The sequence below is a fragment of the Nocardioides sp. Iso805N genome (assembly GCF_000364605.1).
Lineage (GTDB): Bacteria > Actinomycetota > Actinomycetes > Propionibacteriales > Nocardioidaceae > Nocardioides.
Genome location: NZ_KB822576.1, coordinates 607,993 through 626,207, shown reverse-complemented (window position 1 = coordinate 626,207; position 18,215 = coordinate 607,993). Strand labels below are relative to the sequence as shown.

The following is an 18,215-nucleotide window of genomic DNA, read 5'->3' as shown; positions in this document are numbered from 1 at the left end:
ATGAGCGACACGCTGCCCGGCCTGATCGACTTCGACGAGGTCCTGGAGAAGTTCGACCCGGCGATGGGCCTGGAGGTCCACGTCGAGCTGAACACCAACACCAAGATGTTCTGCGGCTGCCCGACCACCTTCGGTGGGGCGCCCAACACCCAGGTCTGCCCGACCTGCCTGGGGCTGCCCGGCGCGATGCCGGTGGTCAACGCCAAGGCGGTCGAGTCGGCGATCCGGATCGGTCTCGCGCTCAACTGCGAGATCGCGGAGTGGTGCCGCTTCGCGCGGAAGAACTACTTCTACCCGGACATGCCGAAGAACTTCCAGACCTCGCAGTACGACGAGCCGATCGCCTTCGACGGCTACCTCGACGTCGATGTCGAGGGTGAGACCTACCGGATCGAGATCGAGCGCGCGCACATGGAGGAGGACACCGGCAAGGCCACCCACGTGGGTGGCTCGACGGGCCGCATCCACGGCGCCGACTACTCGCTGATCGACTACAACCGTGCCGGCATCCCGCTGATCGAGATCGTCACCCGGCCGATCCTCGGCGCGGGGGAGAAGGCGCCGCAGGTGGCCCGTGCCTATGTGAGTGCGCTGCGCGACCTGATCAAGGCGCTGGGCGTTTCCGACGTACGCATGGACCAGGGGTCGATGCGATGCGACGTCAACCTGTCGCTGGCGCCGAAGGGCTCGAAGGTGCTCGGCACCCGTTCGGAGACGAAGAACGTCAACTCGCTGCGCTCGGTGGAGCGCGCGGTGCGGTTCGAGATGTCGCGTCACGCCGGTGTGCTGCTCAGCGGTGGATCGGTGCTGCAGGAGACCCGTCACTTCCACGAGGACGACGGCACCACCTCGCCGGGCCGGGAGAAGTCGGACGCTGAGGACTACCGCTACTTCCCCGAGCCGGACCTGGTGCCGGTGGCTCCCTCGCGGGCGTGGGTCGACGAGCTGCGGACGACCCTGCCCGAGCCGCCGGCCGAGCGCCGGGCCCGGCTGCAGGCATCGTGGGGATACACCGACCTGGAGATGCGCGACGTCATCAACGCCGACGCCATCGAGCTGATCGAGGAGACGGTTGCTGCCGGTGCTGCGCCGCAGGCCGCCCGCAAGTGGTGGCTCTCGGAGATCTCCCGCCGCGCGAACGAGGCAGGTGTCGAGCTGGCCTCGGCCGGTGTCTCGCCCGCGCAGGTCGCCGAGGTGCAGCAGCTGATCGACGAGGGCACCCTCAACGACAAGCTGGCCCGTCAGGTGTTCGACGGCCTCTTCGCCGGGGAGGGTACGCCGGCGCAGATCATCGAGAAGCGCGGCCTCGCGCTCGTCTCCGACGACGGCCCGCTGCTGACCGCGATCGAGGAGGCGCTGGCGGCACAGCCGGACATCGCCGACAAGATCCGGGGCGGCAACCACAAGGCTGCAGGCGCCATCGTCGGTGCGGTGATGAAGGCGACCCGGGGCCAGGCCGACGCCGCTCGGGTGCAGCAGCTGATCATCGAGAAGCTGGCCTAGCCCGTTCCTGGGATAGTCCGGGGCGCAAATCAGCACCTACCTGTCGGTAGGCCTGATTTGCGCCCCGGACTACCCCTTCGTGGGCGGGTTGGTCGTGCCAGCCCGCTCGGGGTTACGCTTCGGGCCTCAACAACCAACACGCCCGTGTCGGGGGAAGCCGGTGAGATTCCGGCGCTGACCCGCAACCGTGACCCCGAGCCTCTGGAGGGCTCAGTGGGAAGTCGGAGCACCTGCCGCGGCGCGTCTTGACCACATCGCTGTCGAGGAAAGCAGCGGGTCGGTTCCTCGCGGTCCGCCCGTTGCCAGCAGCGGGAAGGAACCATCCATGCGCAAGCTTCTCCAGTCGGCGGCCGTCGCGTCCGCCGGGCTGCTCATCATCACCGCGGGCGCGGCCAACGCCACGCCGGCGTCGACCGCCAACGCCCACACCTGGCTCAAGGGCCAGCTCACCGGTGGTCTGATCCACAACTCGTCCTACGACTTCGACGACTACGGCCTGACGGCCGACACGGCCCTCGCGCTCAAGCAGCTCGGCGCGAGCAACAAGAAGTTGAAGACCACCCGCAAGGCGCTCGCCAGCCACGTCGACGACTGGATCCATGGCATCAGCCCCACGGACCTCTACGCAGGCTCGGTCGCCAAGGCCGTCGTCACCGCCGACGCCCTCGGCGCCAACCCGAAGAAGTTCGGCGGCGCGAACCTGGTCAAGCTGCTGCAGAGCACAGTGTCGACCTCCGGCGCGACCAAGGGCCGGATCAGCGACGTCTCGACCGACGGGGACTACGCGAACACCCTCGGTCAGGCCCTCGCCGCGCAGGCTCTGGCCGCCGACGCGCCCAAGAAGGCCAAGCCGGTGTTGAAGTACCTGCTCGAGCAGCAGTGCTCCGCTGGCTACTTCCGGCTCTACTTCGCCGACCCGACCGCTCCGCAGACGTGCGACGCGGGTGACCCGAAGACCATCAGCGTGCCGGACCCGGACGCCACCTCCTCGGCGTTGCTCAGTCTGCAGTCGTTGCCGCACCAGAGCAAGAAGGTCAAGAAGGCTGAGAAGAAGGCCGTGCGCTGGCTGCGTAGGCACCAGGCGAAGAACGGCTCCTTCATCGGCGGCACCTCTACCGCGACCCCCAACGCCAACAGCACCGGCTTGGCTGCCTCAGCGCTGGCCGGCGCCGGCGAGTGCAAGCAGGCTCGCAAGGCGGCGACCTGGGTGGCGAAGCTGCAGGTGAGCAAGAAGAAGGCGACCGGCGCACTCGCTTCGGCCAAGGGCGCAATCGCCTACGACAAGGCGACACTTGCCGCTGCTAAGTCGACCGGCATCACCGTCGACACCCAGGACCAGTGGCGCCGTTCGACGACGCAGGCCGCTCCGGCACTGCAGTATCTCGACGCAGGCAACTGCTCCTGAGCGTGCACACCCTGCGACGACTTCTCGGCGCGGCCGCCCTCGTGTTGGGGGCGGTCGTGCCGCTGAGCCTTGCTCCGACGCCGGCGCTGGCCGCCGATGGCTGCGGTGGGCAGGCCGTGGCCGTGGTCGTCGACTTCGGCGCGCTCGGCGGGGGAGCGAAGCAGACCTGCGTGAGCGGCGGCGGCAAGGCGTCGTCGCTCTTCGCTGCCGCCGGCCACACCTTGAGTTGGGTGCAGAGCCAGCCCGGCGCGGTCTGCAGTGTCGACCGGAAGCCGGCGGACCCGTGCCCTCAGATGCCGCCGGCGAACCGCTACTGGGGCCTCTTCTGGGCCAACGGGTCCTCCTCACACTGGACCTATGCCAGCTCCGGGGTCGGCGGGCTCGATGTTCCCGCGGGCGGATCGGTCGCGTTCGCCTGGCAGAGCGCTGCTGGGACCCGGTCGCCGAGCATCGCTCCTGCGGTGACGCGGACAGCCCCGTTGAGCAGCCCGTCCGCGAAGGCGACGCAGGCGACCGCCAGCAAGACGAAGGGCACCGCTTCCGCGAAGTCGCACGCCAAGGCGACGCCCGCGACCAAGCCCACCGGCACACCGAGCGCGACCGCGAGCCGCAGTCTGTCTCCTGACGCGTCGCCGAGCGCGGTGCCCTCCTCGAGCACGCCGACGCCTTCGGCCACGGCGAGCGCCAGCGGCGCGGCCGGCACGACCATCGAGGTGACTGCATCGCCCTCCAGCTCGGCCGCCGCTTCTACCGATTCGGCGACCAGTTCTGCAGACTCGGCGACCACTTCGACCGATTCGGGGTCGGAGGGGCTGCCCGGCTGGGTCGCACCCGCAGCGGTCGTCGTCGTACTCGCCGCGGGTGGCGGAGTCGCTGTGGCGCGCCGTCGCGCCCGCGGATAGCCGCGTCCACGAGGTCGATGCGATGCGACGTGACCTGCACCCGCTGGCGTGGTGGGCCTGGGCGATCGGGCTGGCGACGTACGCCTCGTTCCTGACCAACCCCTGGCTGCTGCTCCTCGTCATCGGCGTCGCGGCCCTGGTCGTGGCCGCGCGGCGTGGCGACCAGCCGTGGAGCAGGTCGTTCCGCATCTATGTCGCCATGGGCGTGGTGATCGTGCTCGTGCGGGTGCTGTTCCGCATCCTCTTCGGCGGCGTCGACGGACATGTGTTGATCGGTCTGCCGCTGATCCCGCTGCCGGGCTGGGTGCTCGGCATCCGGCTGTTGGGCCCGCTGACCCGCGAGGCTCTCCTGGCCGGGCTCTACGACGGCTTGCGGCTGGCCGCGATCGTGATCACGGTCGGTGCCGCGAACTCGCTGGCCAACCCCAAGCGGCTGCTGCGGTCGATCCCGCCTGCGCTCTACGAGATCGGCACCGCCCTGGTCGTCGCGGTGACGGTGCTGCCGCAGCTGGCCGACTCCGTGCAGCGGGTACGCCGCGCCCAGCAGCTCCGTGCCGGCGACACCCGCAGAGTGGGGCGGCTGCGCCGGTTCCTGGTGCCGGTGCTCGAAGACGCCCTGGAGCGCTCGCTGGCGCTGGCGGCTGGCATGGACACCCGGGGCTACGGGCGCTCGGGCGGTGCCAGCCCGGCCCAGCGTCGTGCCACCGGCACCCTGATGCTGCTCGCACTCTTCGGCCTGAGCGCCGGCACCTACGGCGTCCTCGACGACACCGCGCCGCGCTGGCTGGCCACCCCGATGGTCGTCGTCGGCTTGGCCCTCGCGGTCGTCGCGCTGGTGGTCGCCGGCCGGCGAGTCGAGCGCAGCGCCTACCGACCGGACCCGTGGCGCTGGCCCGAGACGGTGGTCGCGCTGTCCGGCCTCGCGGTCGGCACCGCGGGATGGTGGGTGAGCCAGAACCAGGTCGCCATCGCCCACCCGGACGTTTTCAGTGCGCCTCAGATCAGCCTGGTCGCGCTCCTCGGCGCGCTGATCGGGCTGCTCCCGGCGGTCGCGTCTCCCGAGCCGGCGGTGGCCACGGCATGAACGCACCCGAGCTGATCCGGCTGGCGGGTATCACCGTCACCCATCCCGGCGCTGCGACACCGGTGCTCGCCGGCGTGGAGCTCACCGTCGAGGAGGGCGAGCTCGTGCTGGTCTCCGGACCGACCGGCTCGGGCAAGTCGACGCTGCTGGGAGTGGTGTGCGGTCTGGTGCCGAGATTCAGCGGCGGGACGCTCGCCGGCGACGTACTCCTCGACGGGCGCTCGATCGTGCACAGCCCGCCCCGGGAGCGTGCCGCCACCATCGGGTACGTCGGCCAGGATCCTGCGGTCGGCTTCGTCACCGACACCGTCGAGGAGGAGCTGGCCTACGGTATGGAGCAGCTCGGCCTCGCGCCGGCGACGATGCGCCGCCGGGTCGAGGAGACGCTCGACCTGCTCGGTATCGCCGACCTGCGAGCCCGCGACCTGCGCAGCCTCAGTGGCGGCCAGCAGCAGCGGGTCGCGATCGGCTCGGTGCTGACGATGCACCCGCGTCTGCTCGTCCTCGACGAGCCGACCAGTGCCCTGGACCCGACCGCTGCCGAGGACGTCCTGGCGACCCTGACGCGGCTGGTGCACGATCTCGGTGTCAGCGTGCTGCTCGCCGAACACCGGCTCGAACGGGTGGTGCCGTTCGCCGACCGGATCGCCCTGCTCGACGGCGCCGGCGGCGTCCGCGTCGGAGAGCCCGCCGAGATCCTCGCCGACTCGCCGGTGGTGCCCCCGATCGTGGAGCTCGGCCGAGCACTGGACTGGGACCCGCTGCCCCTGACCGTCCGGGACGCGCGCCGCCGGGCTCGCTCGCTCACGCTGCCGGCAGAGCCGCCGGCGCCCGTCGCCGTCGAACGCGGCGCACTGGCACTGAGTGCGAAGGCCGTGAGCGTGAGCCGCGGCAGCACCGCCGCGCTCAAGGACGTCTCCCTGGACCTGTACGCCGGAGCCGTCACCGCCCTGATGGGCCGCAACGGCGCCGGCAAGTCCACCCTGCTGTGGACGTTGCAGGGCAGCCAGCCGCGTCGCTCCGGCTCGGTGGTGGTGGACGGCGCGGACCCGGCCCGGCTGCAGCCGGCCGAGCGTCGCGCGCACGTCGGACTGCTGCCGCAGACCGCGGCCGACCTGCTCTACCTGGAGACGGTCGCCGAGGAGTGCGCCGCGGGCGGCCCTGACGCGCGCGCGATCCTCGATCAGCTGGTCGCCGGCATCCCGGACGATCGGCACCCGCGCGACCTCTCCGAGGGGCAGCGGCTGGCGCTGGCCCTGGCGCTGGTGCTCGCGGCCCGGCCCGCCGTCGTACTGCTGGACGAGCCGACCCGGGGGCTCGACTATGCCGCCAAACGCCAGCTTGCCGCGATCCTCCGCCGGCTCGCCGACGACGGGCACGCGGTGCTGGTGGCCACCCACGACGTCGAGTTCACCGCCGATACCGCCGACGAGGTGGTGGTGCTCGCCGATGGCGAGGTCGTCTCCAGCGGCCCGACCGCGCGGGTGGTCGCCGAGTCACCCGCCTTCGCGCCGCAGGTGACCAAGGTGCTCGGCGCGCCGTGGCTGCACGTCGCCGAGGTCACCTCGGCGCTGGCGCGTGCGGATCTGCCCCGATGAGCGCGATCCGCGTCTCGCTGCGATCGACGCTGGTGCTCACGCTCGCCTCGGTCGCGGGCCTGATGATGCTGTGCTGGCCGCTGCTGGTGCACGGTCGCGACGGGGCGGGGGGCGCCGTCCAGCCGCCGTTCGTCTTCATGCTCCTGCTGCCTGTCATCGTCGCGGTGGTGCTCGCCGAGCTGGGGGAGGGCGGGCTGGACCCGCGCGTGCTGGCCATCCTCGGGGTGCTGAGTGCCATCAACGCGGTCATGCGCGGCATCTCCGCCGGTACGGCGGGCGTGGAGCTGGTCTTCTTCCTGCTGGTGCTGGCCGGGCGCGTCTTCGGGCCGGGCTTCGGGTTCGTGCTCGGCTGCACCTCGCTGTTCGCGAGCGCGTTGATGACCGCCGGTGTCGGACCGTGGCTGCCCTACCAGATGCTGGCCTCCGCCTGGGTCGGGATGGGCGCCGGCCTGCTGCCTCGTCGGGTGCGCGGCCGGGCCGAGATCGCGGTGCTCGCGGCGTACGGCGTGATCGCGTCCTACGCCTACGGCCTCCTGCTCAACCTGCAGGGCTGGCCGCTGCTGGCGGGCATCGCGATACCGGGGCACACCGGCAACCTCTCCTTCGACCCCACCGCCTCGCTGCCGGAGAACCTGGCGACCTTCGCGCGCTACACCCTGCTGACCTCGACCGGCAGCTTCGACACCGGCCGCGCGATCACCACGGCGGTCGCGGTGGTCGTCCTCGGACCGGCGGTGTTGACGACACTGCGGCGGGCGGCACGTCGGGCGACCGTCATCGGCACCGTCGAGACGTCGGCCGGGACGTCAGCCGAGTGTTCGCCCGTGACGGCGGAAGGTGACCTCTCGACCCGCCGAAGGTGACCTCTCGACTCAGCGCGGGCGGGGCCGAGGAGTCGGAACGGGCTCGAAAGCGTCGCGGGGCGCGCTCGCCTCGACGTCGCGATCGTCGAGGAAGCGAGCGACCTCCTCCCGCTCGGCACGGCGTACGGCGAGGACGGCGTTGGCGGCGAAGGCGTTGTGTCGGGCCCGGCGGACCGAGTCCGCGGGCCATCGAAGGGGCTTGGTCAGGGCACGGGGCAGCACGAGGAACGGGGACATCCGAACTCCCGAAGGTGGTGCAGTGGTGGGTGCCCTCCACGGTACGGGCCATCCCCACATTGCGGGAGACCGTCCTCGCTACTGAATTTTCAACAGTGGGTTACAGACTGGCGAAGTCTCAGGTAGGGGTCAGGCCGCGGTCAGGCCGACGGCTCCGCGCCCCAGTCGCGGGTGGCCCCGACCGACGCGGCGATCACGCACACCAGCGCCAGCCACTGCACCGCCGAGAGCGTCTCCTGCAGCACGACCAGCCCCGCCAGCGCCGCCGCGGCCGGCTCGAGGCTCATCAGGATCCCGAAGATCGCGGGCCGCAGGCTGCGCAGCGCGACGAGCTCGCAGCTGTAGGGGATGACCGAGCTCAGCAGCCCCACGAGCGCGCCGAGCAGGACGACCCGGGTGTGCTGTAGATCCGCGGCGTACCCGCCCAGCGCGAGGGGTGTCAGCCCGATGGCGGCGACCGTGGAGGCCACGGCCAGCCCATCCATGCCCGGCCAGCGCGCGCCGGTGGACCGGCTCAGCAGGATGTACGCCGCCCACGCCGCTCCGGCGAGCAGCGCGAACCCGACCCCGCTCCAGGTCAGGTCGCCGGGCTCGAGCCCGAGCAGCAGAACGCCGAGGCCGGCCAGCACCACCCAGGCCAGGTCCCGTGGCCGACGCGAGCCCGCCACGGCCAGCGCGAGCGGGCCGGTGAACTCCAGCGTTACCGCGATGCCGAGCGGGATCCGGGCGAAGGACTGGTAGATCGCCCAGTTCATCGTGCCGAGGGCGAGCCCGAAGCCGAGCACGACCAGCCAGTCGCGCCGGCTTCGCCCGCCGAGCCGCGGCCGGGTCCAGATCAGCAGCGCCGCCGAGGAGGTGGCCAGCCTCAGCCAGGTGATGGTGGTCGGGTCGACGGTGTCGAACAGCGACTTGGCGATGCCGGCCCCGAACTGGACGGACACGATCCCGATCACCACCAAGAGCACCGGCGAGGGTGCGGACCTTCCGGTCGGGCCTGCTGACAACTGGGGGGTCACGGGATCACCCTAGGAACCATGACGACGGTTCTGATGGTGGGGACCCGCAAGGGTCTGTGGCTGGGACGATCCGACGGCGACCGTACGGCGTGGACGTTCGACGGTCCGCACTTCGACGTCGAGGAGGTCTACTCGACCCTCCTCGACCGGCGCGGCGGCCGCACGCGGCTGTTCGCGGGCTGCTCGAGTCTGTGGCTCGGCCCGTTGGTCAGGCGCAGCGACGATGGTGGCGCGACCTGGCAGGAGGCGCCGGTGAAGTTCCCCGACGAGGTCGATGAGAGCGTGACCCGGATCTGGCAGCTCGTCGCCGGCAGCGACGAGCGCACGGTATGGGCGGGGACCGAGCCGGGTGCGGTCTTCCGCTCCACCGACGGTGGGGAGAGCTTCGAGCTGGTGCGCGGCCTGTGGGACCACCCCCACCGTCCGCAGTGGGCGGCGGGATTCGGCGGCCAAGCCTTCCACACCATCCTGCCGCATCCGCAGGATCCCGACTCGGTCACCGTCGCGATCTCGACCGGCGGTGTCTACCAGACCCGTGACGGTGGCCGGACCTGGGAGCCGCGCAACCAGGGCATCCGAGCGGAGTTCCTTCCCGAGGGCCAGCAGTATCCGGAGTTCGGCCAGTGCGTGCACAAGATCGCCCGCGACCCGGCGGTCCCCGAGCGGCTCTACCTGCAGAACCACGGCGGGGTCTACCGATCCGACGACGAGGGCGGCAGCTGGCGCTCGATCGCGGAGGGGTTGCCGGCCGACTTCGGGTTCGCGGTGGTGGCGCACCCCCGCGAGGGTGACACCCTCTACGTCTTCCCGATCCAGGCCGGTGAGCACCGCTATCCGCCCGAGGCGAAGGCACGGGTCTGGCGCTCACGTGATGCCGGCGAGACCTGGGAGGAGCTGGCCAGCGGCCTGCCGGACCGGTTCTTCGTCGCGGTGATGCGCGATGCCATGTGCGCCGACGACGCGGACCCCACGGGCCTCTACTTCGGCGCCCGCAACGGCTCGGTCTACGGCTCGGCGGACGAGGGGGAGAGCTGGCGCCAGCTCGTCTCGGACCTTCCGGACGTGATGTGCGTCCGGGCGGCCGTGATGGAGCCGGTGTGACCTGCTCGGCGCGGCCGCTCCACCTGCCACCCGGGTGACCTCAGACCAGCGGCTGCTCCGGGTCGTAGACCACCGGCACCTCGGCGGTCTCCGCCATCTCCCGGAACGGGATCGGCTCGGGCACCTGCGAGGTGATCGTGCTGCCGTCGGGGCGCTGCCCGCCGGTGATCGCCTCGTCGTCGGTGGACCCGTCGGCCCGGGGACCGTGGTGCTCGAGCGAGGCCACCAGCGGAGCGCCGGGGCTGGCGACGTACTCCTTGCCGCGCACGGTGATCGGCACGTGGGCCTCGTCGCCCGCCTCGACCACCGTGACGGTCAACTCGTCCTGGGTCAGGGCGACGAGCAGTCGTGAGCCGCGCCAGCGCACCCGGAAGGTCAGCGAGGACCAGGCGACCGGCAGTCGCGGGTCGAAGGTGAGCCTGGCGCCGTGGTCGCGCATGCCGCCGAAGCCGAAGGCCAGCGCTGTCCACACCCCGCCGGTGGAGGCGATGTGCATGCCGTCCGAGGTGTTGCCGTGAAGGTCGCCCAGGTCGACGTACAGCGAGTCGTGGAAGTAGCGAAGCGCCGCCTCGTGATAGCCGACCTCGGAGGCCACGATCGACTGCACGACGGCCGAGAGCGTGGAGTCACCGGTGGTGATCGGGTCGTAGTACTCGAAGTCCTTGCGCTTCTCCTGCAAGGTGAAGCGGTCGCCCTGGAGGAACAGCGCGAGGACGACGTCGGCCTGCTTGAGCACCTGGAACCGGTAGATGACCAGCGGGTGGTAGTGCAACAGCAGCGGCCGCACCGACATCGGGGTGTTGGGCAGGTCCCAGACCTCACGGTCGAGGAAGAAGTCGTCCTGCGGATGGATCCCGATCGCCTCGTCATAGGGGATGTGCATCCCGGCGGCGCAGCGGGCCCACTCCTCGACCTCGTCCTCCGTCAGGGCCAGCCGGGACACCACCCGGCGGTAGTCGTCGGGGAACCGCTCGCGGATCGTGGCGAGGGAGGCGACGGCCTGCTCGAGGTTGTAGCGAGCCATCACGTTGGTGAACAGGTTGTTGTTGACCACGGTCGTGTACTCGTCCGGCCCGGTCACGCCATGGATGTGGAAGGTCGGGTCGCCGTTGTGTCGCCAGAAGCCGAGGTCGGCCCACATCCGGGAGGTCTCGACCAGGATGTCGATGCCCTCGCGCACCAGGAACCCGAGGTCGCCGGTGGCGTGCACGTACTTCATCAGGGCGTAGCTGACGTCGGCGTCGATGTGCACCTGCGCGGTGCCGGCGGCGTAGTAGGCCGAGGCCTCCTCGCCACTGATGGTGCGCCAGGGGAACAGCGCTCCCTTCTGCGCCATCTCGCGAGCGCGCTCGCGGGCCTTGGGCAGCATCACCGAGCGGAAGTGGAGCACGTTGCGGGCGATCGCCGGCTGCGTGTAGGCCAGGAACGGCACGACGTAGATCTCGGTGTCCCAGAAGTAGTGCCCCTCGTAGCCGGACCCGGTGACCCCCTTGGCCGGGATCCCCAGACCGTCGGCACGAGCGGTGGCCTGGGCCAAGGTGAAGAGGTTGAACCGGATCGCCTGCTGCAGCGCGTGCTGCTCCTCGGCAGCCCGAGCGCTGCCGTCGTACGTCGGGTCGGGCTGGCCGATCTCGACGTCGGCCGACTCCCAGAACCTCTCGAACCAACCGCGCTGCTCCTCCATCTGACGAGGCACGCCCTGCCGCCTGGCGCGGTCCAGGGTGCGGTCGCAGCGATCGGACAGCTCGCGCACCGAGACCCCGCGCGAGGTGTGGTAAGTGACCGTCTTCTCCACCCGCATCGGGGTGCCTTCGGTGGCATCGACCCGGTAGACGGTCTTGGCGAGGTCCTCCTCCGAGCGCGTGACGGCCTCGTGGCTGTCCACGGTCTGGAGCTGATGATCCGCCGCCACCGCGATCGTCATGTCGGAGCGCGCGCAACGGTAGCCGAGCATGAGGCGGCGGTCGGTCGCATAGTGCATCTGAGGCAGCAGCACCCGCTCGCCGAACGCGGCCGCCTTGCGGGGGTCGACCTGGTCGCCGTGCACCTGCGCGGCGATCTGGTACTCGTCGCGCCCGTCCTGCCGGTTGATCAGCTGGGAGGAGATGACCACCGGCGCGCTGCCGGTCAGCATGGTGATGTCCAGCGTCATCACACCCAGGTGGCGCTGCGTCATCGAGACCATCCGGGTGGATTCGATCCGGACCCGCTTGCCTGACGGCGTACGCCACACCAGGTTGCGGTGCAGGACGCCGTCGCGGAAGTCGAGGTAGCGCTCGTACTCCTCCAGATCGGCGGTGCCGAAGGTGAGCGGCTCGTCGTCGACGTAGATCTTCATCACCTTGGCGTCTGGGACGTTCACCATCGTCTGGCCGGTGCGGGCGAACCCGAAGGCCGCCTCGGCATGCCGGATGGGCCAGGTCTCGTGGAAGCCGTTGACGAAGGTGCCGTGGGTGTGCGACGGCCGTCCCTCCTCGGCGTTGCCGCGCATGCCGAGGTAGCCGTTGGCGACGGAGAAGAGCGTCTCGGTCAGGCCGAGGTCGTCCGGGTTGTAGCCGGTCTCCACCAGTCGCCACGGATCGGCGGGGAAGCGGCCGCGGTCGATCGGGTCGGGGCCGACGTTGGTCCTCATGCGTTCTCCTCCGAGCCGGGCACGAGGTCGGCGAGGTCGTCGACGACGAGTCCGGCGCCGGCGTCGCGGAGGGTGTCGTGGCCCGCACCGCGGTCGACGCCGACGACCAGCCCGAAGCCGCCTGCGGCCCCGGCCCGTACGCCGGAGACCGCGTCTTCGAGGACCACCGCATCGCCCGGGTCGCTGCCGAGCACGCCGGCGGCGTACAGGAAGGTGTCGGGGGCGGGTTTGCCGGCGAGGTGGTGCTCCTCGGCGACGGCACCGCTCACCACCACCGCGAACCGGTCGAGCAGACCTGCCGCCTCGAGCACCGCCGGGGCGTTGGCCGAGGAGGACACCACCGCGAGCGGGATCGCGAGCTCGCGCAGGTGGTCCAGGAAGGCCACCGAGCCGGGATAGGCCTCGACGCCGTCGCGCTCCAGGACCGCGTTGAAGGCGTCGTTCTTGCGGTTGCCCAGCCCACGCACCGTCTCGGCCGTGGGGGGATCGTCGCTGCTGCCCTCGGGCAGGGTGATCCCGCGTGAGGCCAGGAAGTCGCGCACGCCGTCATAGCGCGGCTTGCCGTCGACATGGGCGAAGTAGTCGCTGTCGGTGTACGGCGGCTGGTCCGGCGCGTGCTCCTGCAGGAAGGCGTTGAACATCTCCGACCACGCTCGCATGTGTACGACGGCGGTCGGCGTCACCACGCCGTCGAGGTCGAACAGGATGGCGCGGTAGCGCGCCCAGGTCATAGGCCCCACCTGGCCAAGGCTGGACCGCTTCAGGCCGCTCGTCCAGAGGGCGCGACGCTTCGTCACCACCTCGTCACACCGGCGACGCACAGCGGGCCCCGTCCGAGGGGAAGGACACGAGGCTCGCGCCAAGCCCGAGCGCGTAACCTTGAGGGCATGCCCACCCTTCGCTCCGCCACCTCGACCTCGGGCCGCAACATGGCCGGTGCGCGTGCCCTCTGGCGCGCCACCGGCATGACCGACTCCGACTTCGGCAAGCCGATCGTTGCGATCGCCAACTCGTTCACCGAGTTCGTGCCCGGTCACGTCCACCTGCGCAACATGGGCAAGCTGGTCGCCGACTCGGTCAAGGCGGCGGGTGCCAACGCCAAGGAGTTCAACACGATCGCTGTCGACGACGGCATCGCGATGGGCCATGGCGGCATGCTCTACAGCCTCCCGAGCCGAGAGCTGATCGCCGACGCCGTCGAGTACATGGTGCAGGCGCACTGCGCCGACGCGCTGGTGTGCATCTCCAACTGCGACAAGATCACGCCGGGCATGCTGCTGGCCGCGCTGCGGCTCAACATCCCGGTCGTGTTCGTCTCCGGCGGTCCTATGGAGGCCGGCAAGACGACCGCGATCGACGGGATCGTCCACGAGAAGCTCGACCTGGTCGACGCCATGTCGCTCTCGGCCAACGAGGCCGTCAGCGACGAGCTGCTGGACACGATTGAGCGCTCGGCCTGCCCGACCTGCGGCTCCTGCTCCGGCATGTTCACCGCCAACTCGATGAACTGCCTCACCGAGGCGATCGGCCTCTCGCTGCCGGGCAACGGGTCGACCCTCGCCACCCACGCCGCTCGCAAGGGTCTGTTCGAGGAGGCCGGGCGGCTGATCGTGGACCTGTGCAAGCGCTACTACGAGGACGACGACGAGTCGGTCCTGCCGCGCGCCATCGCGTCGCGTGCCGCCTTCGAGAACGCCGTCGCGCTCGACGTCGCTATGGGCGGCTCGACCAACACGGTCCTGCACCTGCTCGCAGCGGCGCGCGAGGCCGAGCTCGACTTCTCCGTGCACGACATCGACGCGATCTCACGCAAGGTGCCGTGCCTGAGCAAGGTCGCGCCGAACAGCCCGAAGTACCACATGGAGGACGTCCACCGGGCGGGCGGCATCCCCGCCCTGCTCGGCGAGCTGCGCCGCGGCGGCGCCCTCAACGAGGACGTGCACACCGTCCACTCGGCGACCGTCGAGGAGTGGCTCGGCGCTTGGGACATCCGCGGCGAGAGCCCGTCGGAGGAGGCGCTCGAGCTCTTCCACGCAGCCCCGGGCGGAGTCCGCACGACGGAGGCGTTCTCCACCGACAACCGTTGGGCGACCCTGGACACCGATGCCGCCGAGGGCTGTATCCGCGACCTCGAGCACGCCTACTCCGCGGACGGCGGCCTCGCGATCCTGCACGGCAACCTGGCCGAGGACGGCTGCGTCGTGAAGACCGCGGGCGTGCCGGAGGAGATCTGGACCTTCACCGGCGAGGCGATCGTCTTCGAGTCGCAGGACGACGCCGTCGCCGGCATCCTGGCGAAGAAGGTGGAGGCTGGCCACGTGGTGGTCATCCGCTACGAGGGCCCCAAGGGCGGTCCGGGCATGCAGGAGATGCTCTACCCGACGTCGTTCCTCAAGGGCCGTGGCCTGGGCCAGAAGTGCGCGCTGATCACCGACGGCCGCTTCTCCGGCGGTACGTCAGGGCTCTCCATCGGCCACGTCTCCCCGGAGGCGGCCGGCGGCGGTCTGATCGCCCTGATCGAGGACGGCGACACCATCTCGATCGACATCCCCAACCGCAGGATCCAGCTCGAGGTCGACGACCTCGTGCTGGACCAGCGACGCGCCGCGCAGGAGAAGCGCGAGCGCCCCTACACGCCGCTCTCGCGTGAGCGGAAGGTCTCTGCGGCGCTGCGTGCCTATGCCTCGATGGCGACGTCCGCGTCCGACGGTGCCTACCGCCGCGTCCCCGAGTGACCGAGCGTCGCCGACTCGTCCTGATCGCCACCCTCGCCTGCATCCTCGCGGTGCTGGCGCCGTTCGGTGCGCTGGTTGCGCACCGCGGCAGCGGTGACCGGGCCGCTGCCTCGATGACGGAACGGTCACCGAGCGCCGCGCCGTCAGCCGGGTCGCCGAGAAGTCGAGCGTCGACCAGCGCCGGCGCGGGGGCCAGCGCCAGCCCGGCGCCCGCGGCTCTGCCGGGCGGCCGGTCGACGATCTTCGGAGGACACCGCTTCCTGGTCGCCTACTACGGGACCGCCGGCACCGGTGCCCTCGGCGTACTCGGGAAGACGTCGCCGGCGACGATGCAACGTCACCTGGCGCGGGCCGGCCGGGCCTTCGTGCGGGCGGGCCGTCCGGTCCAGCTGGTCTACGAGCTGATCGTGAGCATCGCCGATCGCCACCCGGGCAAGGACCACGACTACAGCCACGATCTCCAGCGCAAGCAGGTGCTGCCCTACATCCGCGCGGCGCACCGCAACAACGCGTTGCTGCTGCTCGATCTCCAGACCGGTCACTCGGACTTCCTCACCGTCGCCAAGCGCTGGCGCTGGGCGCTGGAGGATCCATGGGTCGGACTGGCCCTGGACCCCGAGTGGCGGATGGCTCACGGGGCCGTACCGGGGCGGGTGATCGGCCACGTCACGGCCGGCGAGATCAACCGGACCTCCGCCTGGCTGGCCGGACTGGTCGCGCGGCGACAGCTGCCGCAGAAGCTGCTCGTGCTGCATCAGTTCCGGACCACGATGATCCAGCACATCGGGCGGGTCGAGCGTCGTCCTGGACTGGCGATGGTCCAGCACGTCGACGGGTTCGGCACGCCGGGGGAGAAGAAGGCCACCTTCCATGCGGTGGCGAAGCCGAAGCGGTTCACTCTCGGGTTCAAGCTCTTCTACCGGGCCGACGTGCACCGGATGAGCGCCCGGGACGTCTTCCGGCTGCGCCCGAGGGTGCGCTTCGTCAGCTTCCAGTGAAAGGCTGACCTCGTGCCGTCGGACGTGCTGCGGAGCCTGGTCGCCATCGGGCCCAGCAACGGCGCCCACCGGATCGCGCTGCGCGCGGCACTCTCCGTGCTGGTGCCGCTCCTGGTGCTCGACGCCACCGGGCACCTCACCTGGACGATGTACGCCGCCTTCGGCGCCTTCACCTCGCTCTACGGACGGGAGCGGGCCCATGCCGACCGGGTCCGACTGCAGCTGGTGGCCGGTGCCTGGATGACGGGGTGTGTCACCGTCGGCGCGCTGATCGCCGCCTCCGACCACCGCAGCTGGCTCGCCGTCCCGGTGGCCGCGATCGTAGCCACGGCAGCCGCCTACCGTTCGGCCGTCGAGGGCTGGCACCCGCCGGGCTCGCTGTTCCAGGTCTTCGGCATCGCGGCCGTGGCGTCGGTGCCGGCGACGCGCGCCGACGTCGTACCCGCGTTGCTGGTCTCCGCCGCCTCGGCGCTGTTCGCTGTCCTCCTCGGCAACGTCGGCGGGTTGCTCCGTCGGGTACGACGTGGCGAGGTCGCGGAGCTCACCGCTCCCATCGGCGGCTCGACCGCCGGCGCCGGTCGCTACGCCGTGCTCGCCGGCCTGGGCGTCCTGGTCGCGGGCAGTCTGGCCAACACGTTCGAGATCGGTCGTCCCTACTGGGCGATGGTCAGTGCCGTGGTGCCGCTCGCAGCCCGGGCGCTGCCTGCGCAGGTGATCCGCGGCGTGCACCGACTGGTCGGCACCGCTCTCGGCCTGCTGGTCGCGTGGCTGTTGCTCTCGCTCGACATGCACGGCACGGCCGCGATCCTCGCCGTCGGGGTGCTGCAGGCGCTCGCGGAGCTGGTGGTGGGGCGCAACTATGCGCTCGCGCTGGCCTTCATCACGCCGCTGGCCCTCCTGATGGGCAACATCGTCCGACCGGTGCCGACCAGCATGCTGCTGGCCGATCGGGGCCTGGAGACGCTCATCGGGGTGACGGTCGGAGTGGCGATCGGGTGGTTCGTCCGGCCGCGCGCCGGCGCCGTCTGATCGCCGTGATCTAGATCTCAGGTCGTCCGTCCTGGTGCCGACCTCTCAGTCGTGGGCGGTGATCCCGCCTCGAACGGGAGGAGACCGATATGACCACCATCGAACGTGTGGCCGAGCACCCGGCACTGCACGCACGGGTCCAGCAGCTCGCCGCGCTCGTCGATACGCCCGAGGGACGGGCCGCCGTGGCGAACGTGCACCCGGACCTCGGCCACGTCGTCGGCGTCTACACCGCCGACGGCGAGGCCGACCTGGCCGCTGTGATCCTGGCCGATCTGGAGCACCTCGTCGGGCCGGAGCGGCTCGTCGGCGTGCTCGATCTGCTGGTGCACCAGCGTCGCTCGCCCGAGGACGCCGAGGGCTACGCTCGCCTGCGTGCCTGACCAGCCTGACCACGACATCCACGGCAACCCTGTCGGCCGGCCCGTACCGGATTGGGGGCCGCGTCCCGAGCCGGAGCCGGTGACGCTCGAAGGGCGCTACGTCACGGCCGTCCCGCTGGTCTCGGCCTACTACGCGGACCTGCTCGCCGCCACGTGCGGCCCCGACGACGGTGGCCTGTGGACCTACCGGCCGGTGTCGATGCCGCGCACGCTTCCCGAGCTGTGGATGCACCTTGCCGGCGTGATCGACCAGCCCGAGACGGTGACCTTCGCCTTCGTGCCGAAACAGGGCGCGTACGCCGGCCGGGCGGCTGGCATCGCCTCTCTGCAGCGGATCGTGCCGGCGCACGGTCAGGTGGAGGTCGGCGGCGTGCTGTTCGGCGCTGGGCTGCAGCGCACCCGGGCCGCCACCGAGGCGATCCACCTGCTGATGGGTCATGCCCTGGACGACCTGGGCTATCGCCGCTTCGAGTGGAAGTGCGACAGCCTCAACGAGCCGTCCCGGCGCGCGGCCGCACGACTGGGGTTCACCTACGAGGGACGCTTCCGCAACCACATGGTGGTGAAGGGCCTCAACCGTGACACCGACTGGTTCGCGCTCACCGCCGAGGACTGGCCCGCCGTACGGGCGGCGCACCGGGCGTGGCTCGATCCGGCGAACTTCGATGCCGACGGTCGCCAGCTCGCGGCCCTGAGCGAGCTCACCGGCTGACGTCGCCGCGCTGGCCC

General features: G+C 71.0%; 16 protein-coding genes and 1 riboswitch. Of the genes, 12 read left to right on the top strand and 4 right to left on the bottom strand.

The window, feature by feature from the left end; all coding sequences use genetic code 11:
* From gatB to H036_RS0107270, 6 genes are all read left to right on the top strand, one after another.
* Positions 1-1,503 (top strand): Asp-tRNA(Asn)/Glu-tRNA(Gln) amidotransferase subunit GatB, encoded by a 1,503-nt coding sequence (gatB, locus tag H036_RS0107295; protein ID WP_017934129.1) that lies wholly within the window; start codon positions 1-3, stop codon positions 1,501-1,503.
* A gap of 92 nt (positions 1,504-1,595) precedes the next feature.
* Positions 1,596-1,755, top strand: a riboswitch (cobalamin riboswitch).
* A gap of 73 nt (positions 1,756-1,828) precedes the next feature.
* Positions 1,829-2,908, top strand: a complete 1,080-nt coding sequence (locus H036_RS0107290) for a hypothetical protein (RefSeq protein WP_020485878.1) — start codon at positions 1,829-1,831, stop codon at positions 2,906-2,908.
* A 2-nt stretch (positions 2,909-2,910) separates the two neighbouring features.
* Positions 2,911-3,810, top strand: a complete 900-nt coding sequence (locus H036_RS25650) for a hypothetical protein (protein ID WP_198289908.1) — start codon at positions 2,911-2,913, stop codon at positions 3,808-3,810.
* On the top strand, positions 3,770-4,894 hold the full coding sequence (locus H036_RS0107280) for an energy-coupling factor transporter transmembrane component T family protein (RefSeq protein ID WP_017934127.1): 1,125 nt from the start codon (positions 3,770-3,772) through the stop codon (positions 4,892-4,894). The genes H036_RS25650 and H036_RS0107280 overlap by 41 nt, the downstream gene beginning before the upstream one ends.
* Positions 4,891-6,492, top strand: coding sequence for an ABC transporter ATP-binding protein (locus tag H036_RS0107275; protein ID WP_017934126.1), 1,602 nt, complete (start codon positions 4,891-4,893; stop codon positions 6,490-6,492). Before H036_RS0107280 ends, H036_RS0107275 begins: the two co-directional genes overlap by 4 nt.
* Positions 6,489-7,355: an ECF transporter S component gene (locus tag H036_RS0107270; protein ID WP_017934125.1), complete on the top strand. Its 867-nt coding sequence runs from the start codon at positions 6,489-6,491 to the stop codon at positions 7,353-7,355. The genes H036_RS0107275 and H036_RS0107270 overlap by 4 nt, the downstream gene beginning before the upstream one ends.
* 9 nt (positions 7,356-7,364) lie before the next feature.
* Here the strand turns inward: H036_RS0107270 and H036_RS0107265 are convergent, their stop codons facing one another.
* Positions 7,365-7,592, bottom strand: a complete 228-nt coding sequence (locus H036_RS0107265; protein ID WP_017934124.1) for a hypothetical protein — start codon at positions 7,590-7,592, stop codon at positions 7,365-7,367.
* Positions 7,593-7,732: 140 nt separating this feature from the next.
* Positions 7,733-8,608 (bottom strand): EamA family transporter, encoded by an 876-nt coding sequence (locus H036_RS22085; protein WP_157417108.1) that lies wholly within the window; start codon positions 8,606-8,608, stop codon positions 7,733-7,735.
* Between the two features lie 18 nt (positions 8,609-8,626).
* Here H036_RS22085 and H036_RS0107255 point away from each other — a divergent pair, with 18 nt between their 5' ends.
* Positions 8,627-9,709, top strand: a complete 1,083-nt coding sequence (locus tag H036_RS0107255; protein ID WP_017934122.1) for a WD40/YVTN/BNR-like repeat-containing protein — start codon at positions 8,627-8,629, stop codon at positions 9,707-9,709.
* 40 nt (positions 9,710-9,749) lie between these two features.
* Here H036_RS0107255 and H036_RS0107250 read toward each other — a convergent pair whose 3' ends face one another.
* Both H036_RS0107250 and H036_RS0107245 read right to left on the bottom strand, forming a co-directional pair.
* Positions 9,750-12,341: a glycoside hydrolase family 65 protein gene (locus H036_RS0107250; protein ID WP_017934121.1), complete on the bottom strand. Its 2,592-nt coding sequence runs from the start codon at positions 12,339-12,341 to the stop codon at positions 9,750-9,752.
* The gene (locus tag H036_RS0107245; RefSeq protein WP_017934120.1) at positions 12,338-13,072 is read right to left on the bottom strand and encodes an HAD family hydrolase; all 735 of its coding nucleotides are present in this window, start codon (positions 13,070-13,072) and stop codon (positions 12,338-12,340) included. Before H036_RS0107245 ends, H036_RS0107250 begins: the two co-directional genes overlap by 4 nt.
* A 156-nt stretch (positions 13,073-13,228) precedes the next feature.
* On the opposite strand from H036_RS0107245, the gene ilvD reads away from it, so the two are divergent.
* The 5 genes from ilvD (at position 13,229) to H036_RS0107220 (ending at position 18,198) form a co-directional block, all read left to right on the top strand.
* Positions 13,229-15,076 carry a dihydroxy-acid dehydratase gene (gene ilvD / locus H036_RS0107240; RefSeq protein WP_017934119.1) on the top strand — a complete coding sequence of 616 codons (1,848 nt, stop codon included), beginning with the start codon at positions 13,229-13,231 and terminating at the stop codon, positions 15,074-15,076.
* A complete protein-coding gene (locus tag H036_RS22080) occupies positions 15,073-16,074 on the top strand; it encodes a hypothetical protein (RefSeq protein ID WP_017934118.1) in 1,002 nt (333 codons plus the stop codon). The genes ilvD and H036_RS22080 overlap by 4 nt, the downstream gene beginning before the upstream one ends.
* A 12-nt stretch (positions 16,075-16,086) precedes the next feature.
* Positions 16,087-17,103 (top strand): FUSC family protein, encoded by a 1,017-nt coding sequence (locus tag H036_RS0107230; RefSeq protein ID WP_017934117.1) that lies wholly within the window; start codon positions 16,087-16,089, stop codon positions 17,101-17,103.
* A gap of 89 nt (positions 17,104-17,192) precedes the next feature.
* Complete coding sequence (locus tag H036_RS0107225; RefSeq protein ID WP_017934116.1) at positions 17,193-17,486, top strand: hypothetical protein; 294 nt, start codon at positions 17,193-17,195, stop codon at positions 17,484-17,486.
* Positions 17,479-18,198: a GNAT family N-acetyltransferase gene (locus H036_RS0107220; protein WP_017934115.1), complete on the top strand. Its 720-nt coding sequence runs from the start codon at positions 17,479-17,481 to the stop codon at positions 18,196-18,198. The genes H036_RS0107225 and H036_RS0107220 overlap by 8 nt, the downstream gene beginning before the upstream one ends.
* Positions 18,199-18,215: the final 17 nt, after the last annotated feature.